This window comes from Microcoleus sp. S13_C5 (assembly GCF_036700845.1).
Classification (GTDB): domain Bacteria; phylum Cyanobacteriota; class Cyanobacteriia; order Cyanobacteriales; family Microcoleaceae; genus Microcoleus.
In genome coordinates, this window is sequence record NZ_JAUBPR010000009.1 from 55,279 (window position 1) to 67,518 (window position 12,240).

Sequence of the window (12,240 nt, forward strand, 5' to 3'; positions counted from 1 at the left end):
TAATATCGCAATCGAGACTAATTAAATGTCACGTTCCCCTATACAAAATTCTTCCCCAAATCCTCCCAACAAATCCCAGCTTGCATCCTTGCGACGTCTGCGCCAAATCAGCCACTTACTTGACAATGCGATTCCCATTCCCGGCACCAAATACCGCATCGGACTCGATCCGATATTGGGACTTATACCGGGCGGCGGCGATTTAATCGGATCGATTTTTGCAGGTTACATAGTCTTCAAAGCCGCTCAAATGGGAGTGCCTCAAGAGACTTTAGTAAAAATGGCAGCTAATATCGTATTTGATACAGTTGCTGGTACTGTACCGGTGGCAGGAGATTTGTTGGATGTTGCTTGGAAAGCTAATGTCAAAAATATAGAATTGCTAGATGCTCATTTAGGTTCCCCTGAACCTGGGAAAAAAGCCGATTGGCTATTTGTGGCGGGATTACTGTTGGGTTTGATGTTAATTGTCGGAGGCGTGATTTTCTTGAGCGTCATGCTTTTGGGGTGGGTATTTCGAACACTGAGAGGGCAGTGATTTTGGGTTTTAGGGTAAAGATAAATCCCTCTAGCGGTGTCAGGTTAAGAGAACCTAATATGGGATAATTTGTCATTAAAAAAGTATGTTTGAGGATGATTAGAGGCAGGTAACAACATTTGAATTTAGTATAAATTATACTTGATAAATAATTTCTGAGTATGAGCTACCAAAAAACAGGTATGCGCTCTAAAAAATTCTCCAAAAATACTAAAATATCTCAGGCTTTTAACATTCAACCTGCTTTTACCAAGAAGACATATGTGGCAGAAATCAAACCAGTTGAGCAGAGTTTATTAAAGCACTTCGGACACATCAAAGACCAGGCAGCATCTCATTTGTGTCACAAGTGAGATGTTCCCGTTCTTCTGACCGCAATCGAGGTAAATCAGCACTCTTTTTATATCTCAAATGTGTTCTATAATACAAAGCCATCGCCCTATCTCGATCCTAAAATAATATATATTAAGGGTATTGACAAATATTATTAAATGTGTAATCGCTATATTTCTGTGAAACTAGCTATTTACCCGATCGCCCTTGAGCCAGATATAGTTATATAATTCAGACTATAATATCAATTTGATATAAATGCTTGAATTATCAGCCCTTGGGCTGCTACAGTTGCAACCCCTGCACGGCTATCGGCTAAAGCAAAAACTGGAGCTGTTTATGAGCAGTTGCATCAGCGTCAACTACGGAGCGATTTACCCGCTGCTGAAGCGCTTGGAAGAGCGAGGGGAGATTTCGGTAATAGCCGAAGAAGCCGGAGATGCGGGCTGTCCGCGCAAAATCTACGGAATTACCGCCAAAGGGCGCGAGCTGTGGCGGCAAAAAATGCTCGAACACCCTCAAGAAAGCTGGGTTAACAGTGGTTCCCGGTTCCAAATCAAGTTTTTCTTTTTTGGCGACTTAGAACCCGCAGAACGGATGAAATTGTTGGAACACCGCTTGCGAGCCTGTTACACCCGTCAAGACTACATCGAAAGCCTCAAGAGCGAATATCCACTAACCGATGACTATCAATTCGCCTCTCGCGATCGCTGCAAGTCAGTGCTGGCGTCAGAAATAGAGTGGTTAACCGAGCAACTAGCCAAGGAAAAAAGCGCGATCGCCGGAGTGCGTGACTCCCCAACCTACGCTGAATCCCCCGACTCCAAGGAAAAATCCTTCCAACTCACCCACTCACTTGAGTCATAAGAAGGATGCGTAATCTTCCCTGCCATCGTAACTTTTGAGAGATAACAAAAAGCTTTCCTAAAAATAATCACTCCCTGGCTTGGCTAACTGTGATGAGACTAAAGCCCTGCACATACCCCAACCCCATTAAAAAGGGACTTTCCCGATTCCATTCTGTTTAAAATCGCTTGTCCTTATTCCCCCTCTGTTTGAGGGGAACGCCGGAGAATCAAATATTCCGCCCAAGTCTCAGTAAGTCAGAAGTTAAAAAAAATCTAAGTGGTGCTGCCCATGAGTTATTCTAAATCCCCAGAATCCGTCGTTGAAGCCCAAGAGCAAAAATCTCCCACACCCGAACTGCACCCAACCGATGCAGACAGCGAGCAACTGCAGGATTTTGCAGCCGTTGCCAGTGATCGCCCCGAACCCGTTGCTAAACCACGATCGCGCTGGCCCCTAATTGCCGCGATCGCGCTCGCCACAGGCGCAGCAGGTTTCGGCTGGTACTCGTGGCAATCGAGTCATAATCGCCCACAGCAAACGGCAGGAGCAGCCCAACCCAAAGCCATACCAGTCAAGCTCGCAGCCGTACAAACCAGCTCAGTCCAAGATGCCTCGGAATTTGTCAGCAGCTTAGAGGCCAAGCGTTCGGTAGAAATCAAGCCTGAGATCGATGGGCTAGTCACGGAGATTTTTGTCAAATCTGGGGACTTCATAAACAAAGGACAAGCCATCGCCCGCATGAAAAGCGACAGCGCCCAAGCTGACTTGAGGCAATCCCAAGCCAACCTGATTCGCGCTCAATCCCACTTAGCAGAATTGCAAGCAGGAACCAGGCCCGAAGAAATCGCCCAAGCTCAAGCCCAAGTCGCCCAAGCTCAAGCCAACCTCGCCCAACTGCGATCGGGCTCTCGGCCCGAAGAAATAGGTCAAGCCCAAGCCCGCGTCGCCCAAGCTGAAGCCAACCTCGCCGACGCCCAAACAGGTAGCCTCTTAGAAGACATCGCCCAAGCAAGAGCGCAAATAGAAGCAAGCACAGCCGAAGCAAAATTAGCCAGCCAGCAGCTTGCCAGATATCAGGCATTGGCAAAAGAAGGCGCAGAATCCGCCAACACTCTTGAGCAATACACCCAAAAAGAAGGCAGCGCCAAAGCCAACCTCCGAGAAGCTCAAAGGCGTTTCCAGCAGCGGCAAAAGAACAGACAAGCCGAGATCGAGCGACGGACAGCAGCCTTGCAACAGCAGCGGCAAGCTTTGCGGCAATTGCAAAACGGTTCGCGCCCAGAGGAAATAGCCAAAGCCGAAGCAGAAGTCGCACAAGCCAAGAGCAGATTAGCGCAGTTAGCCAACGGCACTCGCCAAGAACAAGTCGATCAAGCTGAAGCGCAAGTTGCCGAGGCCACCGCTCAAGTGCGCGGCTTTGAAGTACAACTACAAGAAACTGCTGTCATCGCTCCCTTCGCGGGAGTCATCGGCGACATACCAGTGAAAGTAGGTGATTACTTGAAAAAAGGTGATGCGATCGCCACCCTAACTGAGAACCAATTGCTAGACTTGCGGTTATCAATTCCTTTGGAAAAGATGCCTCAATTACGCTTAGGGCTGCCAGTACAAATGCTCGACGCTCAAGGTAAGGCGATCGCCCAAGGTCAAATCAGTTTTATCTCCCCCAACGTCAGCGCCAATTCCCAAACAATTTTAGCTAAAGCCACCTTTCCCAACCCCAGTGGCGAACTGCTTAATCTCCAGTTTGTAAAAGCTAAAGTCATCTGGAAACAGAACCCCGGAATTTTAGTTCCAGTAACAGCAGTCACTCGCTTAGGTGGGGAAACTTTTGTATTCACAGCTCAAAAGCCCGAACAGCAAAAACCTGGAATGCCACCTTTAGTAGCGCGACAAAAGTCCGTGAAATTGGGAGCCATTGAGGGGAATAATTACCAAGTTATCCAAGGTTTGAAAGCCGGGGAAAAAATTGTTACCGCAGGCATCCTTAACCTGACAGACGGTGTTCCCATTATGGCTCAAGAGGAAGGGAAAGGAGCAGGGAACAAATTACCAGTAGAAAGCAAAAAATAAAGTGTGTTGTTGCGCTTGTGCACTCTTGATTCACCTCTTAAGAGCGCACAAGCGTAACAGCATACCTTATGTGAAACTACTTGATTGCTCAGCTATTTAAAAAGGGGAAATTTTAATTGTTAACGTAAGTCTAATTAGGAATTAGGAATTATCAACTAACAACTACCCATTACCCAAATAATGTTTGCAGATTTCTTTATTAAACGACCAGTCTTTGCTAGCGTCTGCGCCTTAATTATTATCTTGGTAGGCGCAATCAGTATTCCCAGCCTGCCTATCGAGCGGTTCCCCGACATCAGCCCTACCCAAATCAACGTCACAGCTAACTATAGCGGGGCAAGTGCTGAAATTGTCGAAAATGCAGTTACGAACATCCTAGAAAGACAAATCAATGGCGTTGAAGGACTCAAATATCTAACTTCCAGTAGTAGTAACGATGGCACTAGCACCATTACAGCTACATTTGATTCCTCGCGCAACAAAGATATTGCCGGCGTCGATGTTCAAAATCGGGTTGCAGTTGCTCAGCCACAACTACCAGATGCCGTACAACGCACAGGAGTTAGAGTTACAAAACAATCTACCAGTCTCCTATTAGCGATCGGTTTATTTACCGAAAATAAAGAATACGACACGATATTTTTAAGCAACTACGCTGACCTCTATTTAGCAGATGCTTTAAAACGAGTAAAAGGTGTTGGCGACGTACGAATTTTTGGGGAAAGACGCTATGCAATGCGTTTATGGATAGATCCCAATAAATTAGCAGCTCGCCGTCTCACAATGCAAGATGTAACGAGGGCTCTCAACGAACAAAACTTGCAAGTGGGTGCTGGGAGAATTGGTCAAGAACCTGCTCCCCAGGGACAAATGTATCAAATTGACTTGCGTGCTGAAAGTCGCCTCAAAGAACCAGCAGAATTTGAAGAAATCGTCCTCAAAACAGAGACCAATGGAACGTTAGTTAAATTAAAAGATGTAGGTAGAGCAGAACTAGGGGCAGAGAATTACAGCTCATTTCTGCGATTTCGAGGCAATGATGCAGTAGGTTTAGGGATTTACCAACTGCCTGGAAGTAATGCTTTGAATGTTGCCCATGCCGTCAAAACAGAAATGGAAAAACTAGCTGTTGCTTTCCCTCCGGGGTTGCAACATAGAGTAGCGCTGGACACGACTTTGTTTGTAGAAGAGTCGATGGCAGAAGTAGTCAAGACATTATTTGAAGCAGTCTTGCTAGTGGTGATAGTTATTTTTGTTTTCTTGCAAGACTGGCGCACAACTATTATTCCTATCATCGCAATTCCAGTTTCTTTGATTGGGACGTTTGCCTTTATCAAAGTTTTCGGATTTACGATTAACAGTTTATCTCTGTTTGGTCTGACATTAGCGACGGGATTAGTGGTTGATGACGCTATCATTGTAGTAGAAAATATTGACCGCCTGATCCGCCAAGGGATGAATGCCCGCGAAGCGGCTTTTGAGTCAATGCGGGAGCTTTTTAGCGCTGTAATTGCGACTTCTTTAGTGTTGATGGCAGTGTTCGTGCCAGTGGCATTTTTCCCCGGAACTACAGGAGCGCTTTATAAACAATTTGCGCTAACAATTGCTTTTTCAGTTCTGCTTTCTACCTTTATTGCTATTACTCTCACCCCCTCACTTTCAGCTATATTACTGCGTCGAGGGCCGAAGTTTGGGGGCCCGCTAGGTTGGGTTTTTGACCGTTTTAATGGAGTTCTCAATTGGGTACAGCGGCAATATGGGAAATCCTTAATATTTCTCACAGGGATTAAGACTATTGTCACCCTCGTGTTCATCGGTTCTCTGGGAGTAACGGCTTGGCTTTATTTGTCAGTACCCACAGCGTTTATCCCGGAAGAAGACCAGGGCTATTTTATGACAATTATTCAAGGGCCCCAAGGTGTTTCGCTGCAATACACTCAGAAAGTAATGGATCAAGTAGAAGCAGAAATCCTCAAACTTCCTGAAGTTGTCGGGACTTTTTCAGTGGGTGGATTTGGTTTTAGCGGTAGCACTTCTAATCAAGGCATTATATTTACTACACTGAAAGCCTGGGATGAACGTCACGGAGAAGATCAAACTGTACAAGCGATTATTGGTAAGTTGCGGGGTAAGTTTTTCGCAATTCCAGAAGCTAGAATTTTTCCTGTGAATCCGCCGGCTATTCAAGGTTTAGGTCAATTTGGGGGTTTCCAATTTCAATTGCAAGACCGCAAAGGTAACAGCGGTTTAGATGGCTTAGTCCAGACTATGGGCGGGATTTTGAAGCAGGCAAATCAGACACCGGGATTGCAAGCAGTATTTAGTACGTTTGCTGCGAATACGCCTCAGTTAATTGTGGAGGTTGACCGCAATCGAGCTAAGGCTCTAGATATTCCGATTAATGATGTTTTCAGTACGTTACAAACGGCTCTGGGTGCTCAGTATGTGAATGATTTTAACCTCCAGCAGCGCAATTACCGCGTGTATGTTCAGGCGGATAAACAGTTTCGTGATAACCCTGAAGATATTGGGAAATTGTATGTGCGTTCGGGAAAGAATGAAATGGTTTCTTTGAGCAATTTGGTCAAGATTACTCCGGTGGTGGGGGCGCAAACTGTTAACCACTACAATTTATATAGGTCAATTGAAATTACTGGCACTCCGGCTCCGGGATCGAGTTCTGGACAGGCTCTAAAATCGATGGAAAAGGTGTCGGCTCAAGTGTTGCCCTCGGGTTTTGGCTATGAATGGTCGGGGAGTTCTTTAGAAGAAATTGAGTCTGGGGGTCAAGCACCGATTATTTTCGGTTTGGGGCTGATTTTTGTGTTTTTGGTTTTGGCGGCTCAGTACGAAAATTATGTCGATCCTTTCATTATTTTGCTGGCTGTTCCTCTGGCGCTTTTGGGTGCACTTTTAGCTCAGTCGTTGCGGGGTTTGGCGAATGATGTTTATTGCCAGATTGGTTTGGTGATGTTGATTGGATTGGCGAGTAAAAATGCGATTTTAATCGTGGAGTTTGCGAACCAGTTGCGGGAGCGGGGATATCCAATTGCGAAGGCAGCAGTTGAAGCTGCTCAAGAGCGTTTACGACCGATTTTGATGACTTCTCTAGCTTTCATTTTGGGTATTGCTCCTTTGGTTAACCCGGAAGGGGCGGGGGCGGCGAGTCGTCGATCGCTAGGGAATGCGATCGCAGGGGGGATGGTGGTTTCTACTGTCTTGAGTTTGTTTATGGTGCCGGTTCTGTATGTGGTGATTGTGTCGGCTCGCGATCGCTTTAAGAAGCGCGATCGCCCGCAAAATCCGCCCGAGGATGGCACAATTTTGAACGGGAAAACAACTCACCACGAGGAGATTGAACGCGATAAAGTATCGCCGTTGTAGTTGGTAAGTTGAAAAGGCGATCGTTTTGTGAGTCTCATTGGTGCGATCGCCCAAAACCCGCCAATCCCGCATCAAAACCCCCAAAGTCCCTGATTAGTCCGGGGATCAATTCTTCAATCTAAAATCCAAAATCCAAAATCCAAAATGGATTGACGGCGGCCCCCATCTGCGGCTACGCTTTGAAGTGAGAGGTTGCTTGCTTGTAGAGGAGGCAGCCCGCGTCGCCCAAAAATCTAGTTGCACTGCCCAAAGCTGCTACCAACAGCAATGGACAGCTAACCGCCAAACTGGTACAAGCAGTCTGGAGGCTAACGGAGTATCTTAACATCCTCTGTAGCCGCCCTGCTATGTGTTGAAATGCGGGGCGGCTGGGTTTTTGGGTTTTTCTAGAAAACCCAAAACCAGGAGAACATAATATGTCACAGGAATTCGTGCCTGACGACAACAAGTCCGATCGCCCAAATGACGACTCAGCAGTATGCGAACAGGAAGTGGTGCTGTTAACGGTTGTCGGTTCGCCCAAAGGTGTCCGGGAAACCATACTCACTTTGTATCGGCTGGGATTTGCCGAAGTCGGCGATTGGAGCCCCGTACAACGTGCAGCCAATCCGAAGCAGGTGATGAGCGTGCTGATCCGTCGTTCGCGGGCTAACGGTACACCGCGGAGAAAATCTGGACGGTAAGCTGCGCTGTCATTCTGAGTGAAGCGAAGAATCATCGTGGGGTGGGCGTCTCGCCCGCCCTAAAAATACAATTACTTACTGGGCGTTGATATTGGATTTCAGGGTAAAAATAAGAGATTGGCGATCGCGGGCAACAATTTACTGCCAGCTTCCACCAATGTCGCCGCACTAGGTAAACCAGCAATAGTCCCTTTCAGAATCTTCATTGCCGTTTTCCCGGCCTTTTGCATTGTGCTTTCTTGGGGATTTTTCCCTACTTCGGCCAAGGCTTTTACCTGTTCCAACGCTTCAGCTTCATCCTCCTTAGATAAATTAGTTTCCGCCTCGATCGCTGCTTGTAACTGGGTTAACAATTCTTTGATTCCCGGCTTGTCACTTGGAGGAGAAGCTGGTAGCTGATTAATCGAGTTGGTAACTGTACCGCTGATATCGCTATTCAAAGTAGATTGATTAATATCTCTAGCAGTGATGTTGTTGCTGTTGGTTGGGTTCATAGCTTTACTCTCTGATGTAGAATTAACTTCATTAATAATTTTAACATTAAAACGTTCGATCATGAACAATAATATTTCCTTCATATCCAAACGGTTCTGATCGTGAATTTCTATTTCTCTAGCTTGAGATCTTAATTTTTCGGCTTGACTTTGAGCTGGCAGTCCTGCTTGATAACCTTCGTCCCAACTTTGCTCCAATTTTCCTTTATCAGTTCCTTCAAGAACATTTAAAGTCATTAAAATATCATCTCCTTTTTTCTCAATTGCTTGAATTGAATCCGGTGTAATCTCTGGAAATTCCCGCATTAACTTCTGAAAAGCGGCCACAAAAGCTTCGGGGTTAATCCCATCTTTGAGGAGGATTTGCACGGTTTCCATAATCTTTTTATAGAGTTTCTCGAAATCCCCCGGTTCAAAACATTTAGTGATGTGGTGAGGACGGCGATCGCGATCGTCAGTTCCCGGTTTGGGATATTCTAGAAGAAAAACAAACCGACAGTCAACGCGATCGAGCTTTGTAGTAGCGTCAATGTTCCAAGCTTCCAAACAAGCACCTGTAAAATAAGCTTCTGTAAAATCTGTTGCTAAGGCTTGAGTTTCAGTCAGGTTTGCGAATTCCAAATTAGCTTGATGCAAAGTTGCTTCGCTGACATTAGCCTGCTTGAGATTAGCCTTGTTGAGATCAACGCCTGTCAGGTTTGCTCCTTGGAAATCCGTACCAACATAGGATTTGTTGTAGCCATCGCGAGTGATGAGTAATTGTCGGACGTGGGTATCAGCTAATATCGAATTACCGACTCGCGCGCGATCGAGCTTTTCTGTTTTGTGGAAGCAAGTGCGAGTGAGATTGGCTGTTCTAAAATCTGTACTTTTGAGGGTTGCCTCAGTGAAATTGGCATCAGTTAAATCGGCATTGCGAAAGCTAGTGCCACCCGTAGCGGCAAAGGCAATGGCAACAGTCCGAATCAAGGCGTGTTTCTCATCCCCAGCCAGGGCACGCCAAGCAACGTAAATACCTAGTCCTGCCATTGCCCCTGTCGCTGCCGCTGCCCCTGGCACTCCCACTCCCACTGCCGCTGCCACTGCCGATGCCACTAGCAGTGCCACCGCCGCTGCCCCTGCGCCTACCCCTGTCACCGCCCCTGCCGCTGCCACTGCCACTGCCGCTGCCGCTGCCGCTTGCACTGTCCCTGCCACTGCCACTGCACCTTGCGCTGCCAATGCCCCTGCACCTGCCGCTGTCACTACCACTGCCACTGTCCCTGCCCCTGCCACTGCCACTGCCACTGCCCCTGCCCCTGCGTCTGTCGCGGCCCCTAGACCTCGGCGGATAGTAGCTATAAAGAAGATGGCCAAAACTATCAAGACAATTACACCGGGACGAATGGTGTACTGTTTGATCATATCTGGAGTGAAAAAATCTGCTATCCACAAAGTAGCACGAGCTGACATCAATCCCGATATTACCGATAGAAATAGCGATATCGTTACTAGAAAAATTGTCCAGCGGCGTTGCAGTCCAGCTTTGGCACGGGTGAAATCAGCTTCTCTGAGGATGGCATTGGTGAAGTTTGCGCCTCGGATGTCTGCACCGATGAATTTTGCACCTGTGAGGTTTTGACCTTTGAAGTTGCGGCCTCGGAGATTTTTACCGGAGAAGTCTTTGGGCATGATTTCACGCAGGGAGGTAATATTATGTCCGGTCAATTAATGACGACTACACTTCGAGCTTCTAGCTCGCGAGCCTTACGCTCTTAGTATACAATCATTATTAGCGATTACAGAACCTAAGATGATAACTATTTAAGAAAAACTCAAACAAGCCCAAATATCCTCTTGAGTAAGATAGGGAAAATCATCTAGGATTTCTTCATAAATCATCCCTGAAGCGAGATATTCCAACATATCATAAACCGTAATTTTCATACCTCGAATACAAGGTTTCCCACCTCGCTTACCTGGTTCGATCGCAATAATATTAGCGATGTCTTGTTCTGACATGGCACTTTTCGTTTAGCTTATTTTCTCAATTCTAGGCTAAGAAAGGAATAGAGCGCTCGTAACTTTTGGTAATTTCCAGCATTTTATTAGTTCCTTTAATTTCCTAATTCACTTTAATTCAATCCCCGCACAGCTAGCACTCCCCTCAAGTCCCATCAGGGGCGTGCCCGGAGTGATTTTGGGTATCTTTTCGCTGATCGCACCTCATCGTGCAATAATGATATGACTTGCACAAAAACTCTATTAGTAGGTAAATCTTGCCTACCTTACCGCTACATATAGCGTCTCAACTGTCAACCCGTGCAAGTTACCAATTAAACCGGCTGTTGCACTACACAAATTTTTCCTAATGGCTGAAGTCCCCCTAAATCCCGCAGAACTTGCAGAAGCCCTCAACGGCTTTACCGATATCAATTTCCAATTGCCAGACCCCGAAGACGAACAAATACCAGAATTTGATTTTGAAAATCAGGTTGACAATGCCTGGAAAGTGTGCGATCGCTTCGACTTGCAAACCGACATTTGGCGGGGACGCATTCTCCGAACAGTCCGAGACAGAGAAAAAAAAGGTGGCGAAGGACGAGGCACAGGGTTTTTGAACTGGCTCAAAGAAAGAGAAATTGGCAAAAGTCAAGCCTATTCTTTGATAGAATTAGCTAATAGTGCCGACACTCTGATCCAGCAAGGAGATTTAGACCCAAATTCCATTAGAAACTTCAGCAAAAGAGCCTTTGTAGAAACCGCCAAAGCATCTCCCGAAGTCCAGCAAATGGTAACAGATGCAGCAGCAAGTGGCGATCGCATCACCCGCCGCGAAGTCAAACAACTATCCGACGAATGGATGGCAATGAACTCAGATTTATTGCCAGAAGAAGTCAAAGAAAAAGCATCTACCGGTTCTCTACCTTCCCGCTACCTCGCTCCTTTAGTCAAAGAAATGGAGAAACTCTCTCCATCTCACCAAAGCGAAATTCAAAAAGAAGTAGCAGAAAATCCAGACGTAGATACTGTCAAGCAGCTAACTTCCGACGCCAAGAACTTATCAAAATATCTCGACGCCGCTGCCCAAGTGCAAGCTCTCAATCAGTCTCACTTAGACATGGAAATGGCCTTAGAAGAATCTTTGCGAGTAGGCTGTTTGGGAACCACCGCCGACGTTGTAAAACAAGCCGCACAGCTAGAACAAACAGTAGTCAAACTCTACACTATTTGGAAGCGTTTAGGCAGTTTGGCAGATAGATTGTACGTGGATACAGGAGCAAGCACACCCAATTTGCGGCTGCTTTTGGGATGCTTGGACAGTCTTTCGGGAGAAAAGATTGAAGTGGATTTTGGAGACGGAGAACGCTCTATTCGCTTGCAAATTTTTAGCGAATAGCTCAACCTTGACCGCAGATAAGCGCCAACATCCAGGCTCATTATCTGCGTCTAACCCTGTTCACCTGCGTTTAAAATTTTTGAGTTTTTTCCAAAGAAATTGGGGATGCAAATAACGCCGATATTTGGTAACTACTTCTTTCCCCAACAGCACTACGCTAATCCAAAAACACACTTCCGCCCCAACAGCCAGAACGACAGATAAAGTAGTTTTTTGGGTAATGTCCAGCGGCAGGAATGGCACAACAAAAAAGACTGCCAACCACGGTAGAAAAGATACGATCAATAAAAATAAACCGAGTTTTTGCATAGATTCACATAATACAGCTTTGATATCCCCTTTATCTGTTAGTCCGCTGAAAGTGGACTTCGTTTGTATAGTAGCGAGTTCAATCGCCGAGTGACTACAAACTAACATCTGGCACCATTCTCAAGAACAGGCTTTCGGGCCTGTTCTTGAGAATGGTTCCACAAATGACTACAAACTTAATTGCCAAGCATCTCCAAC

The 12,240-nt window shown here is 46.2% G+C and carries 11 protein-coding genes; 7 read left to right on the forward strand and 4 right to left on the reverse strand.

The window, feature by feature from the left end; translation table 11 throughout:
* Nucleotides 1-25 precede the first annotated feature (25 nt).
* From QUA04_RS04495 to QUA04_RS04515, 5 genes are all read left to right on the forward strand, one after another.
* Nucleotides 26-538 (forward strand): DUF4112 domain-containing protein, encoded by a 513-nt coding sequence (locus QUA04_RS04495; RefSeq protein WP_333254158.1) that lies wholly within the window; start codon nt 26-28, stop codon nt 536-538.
* A 161-nt stretch (nt 539-699) separates the two neighbouring features.
* A complete protein-coding gene (locus QUA04_RS04500) occupies nt 700-891 on the forward strand; it encodes a hypothetical protein (protein WP_333254160.1) in 192 nt (63 codons plus the stop codon).
* Between the two features lie 238 nt (nt 892-1,129).
* A complete protein-coding gene (locus tag QUA04_RS04505) occupies nt 1,130-1,738 on the forward strand; it encodes a PadR family transcriptional regulator (protein WP_333254162.1) in 609 nt (202 codons plus the stop codon).
* Nucleotides 1,739-2,008: 270 nt separating this feature from the next.
* Entirely contained in the window at nt 2,009-3,793 is a 1,785-nt protein-coding gene (locus QUA04_RS04510) for an efflux RND transporter periplasmic adaptor subunit (RefSeq protein WP_333254163.1), read from the forward strand.
* A gap of 180 nt (nt 3,794-3,973) precedes the next feature.
* A complete protein-coding gene (locus QUA04_RS04515) occupies nt 3,974-7,177 on the forward strand; it encodes an efflux RND transporter permease subunit (RefSeq protein WP_333254166.1) in 3,204 nt (1,067 codons plus the stop codon).
* Between the two features lie 172 nt (nt 7,178-7,349).
* On the opposite strand, the gene QUA04_RS04520 is transcribed toward QUA04_RS04515, so the two are convergent.
* Nucleotides 7,350-7,505 carry a hypothetical protein gene (locus tag QUA04_RS04520; RefSeq protein ID WP_333254168.1) on the reverse strand — a complete coding sequence of 52 codons (156 nt, stop codon included), beginning with the start codon at nt 7,503-7,505 and terminating at the stop codon, nt 7,350-7,352.
* 88 nt (nt 7,506-7,593) lie between these two features.
* On the opposite strand from QUA04_RS04520, the gene QUA04_RS04525 reads away from it, so the two are divergent.
* Complete coding sequence (locus QUA04_RS04525; RefSeq protein WP_333254170.1) at nt 7,594-7,860, forward strand: hypothetical protein; 267 nt, start codon at nt 7,594-7,596, stop codon at nt 7,858-7,860.
* A gap of 98 nt (nt 7,861-7,958) precedes the next feature.
* Here QUA04_RS04525 and QUA04_RS04530 read toward each other — a convergent pair whose 3' ends face one another.
* Together QUA04_RS04530 and QUA04_RS04535 are read right to left on the reverse strand one after the other, a co-directional pair.
* Nucleotides 7,959-10,025, reverse strand: a complete 2,067-nt coding sequence (locus tag QUA04_RS04530; protein ID WP_333254172.1) for a pentapeptide repeat-containing protein — start codon at nt 10,023-10,025, stop codon at nt 7,959-7,961.
* Nucleotides 10,026-10,157: 132 nt separating this feature from the next.
* Nucleotides 10,158-10,355 (reverse strand): DUF433 domain-containing protein, encoded by a 198-nt coding sequence (locus QUA04_RS04535; RefSeq protein ID WP_333254174.1) that lies wholly within the window; start codon nt 10,353-10,355, stop codon nt 10,158-10,160.
* 349 nt (nt 10,356-10,704) lie between these two features.
* On the opposite strand from QUA04_RS04535, the gene QUA04_RS04540 reads away from it, so the two are divergent.
* Nucleotides 10,705-11,733 carry a hypothetical protein gene (locus tag QUA04_RS04540; RefSeq protein ID WP_333129130.1) on the forward strand — a complete coding sequence of 343 codons (1,029 nt, stop codon included), beginning with the start codon at nt 10,705-10,707 and terminating at the stop codon, nt 11,731-11,733.
* Between the two features lie 60 nt (nt 11,734-11,793).
* Here QUA04_RS04540 and QUA04_RS04545 read toward each other — a convergent pair whose 3' ends face one another.
* Entirely contained in the window at nt 11,794-12,150 is a 357-nt protein-coding gene (locus QUA04_RS04545; protein WP_333254176.1) for a transporter suffix domain-containing protein, read from the reverse strand.
* Nucleotides 12,151-12,240: the final 90 nt, after the last annotated feature.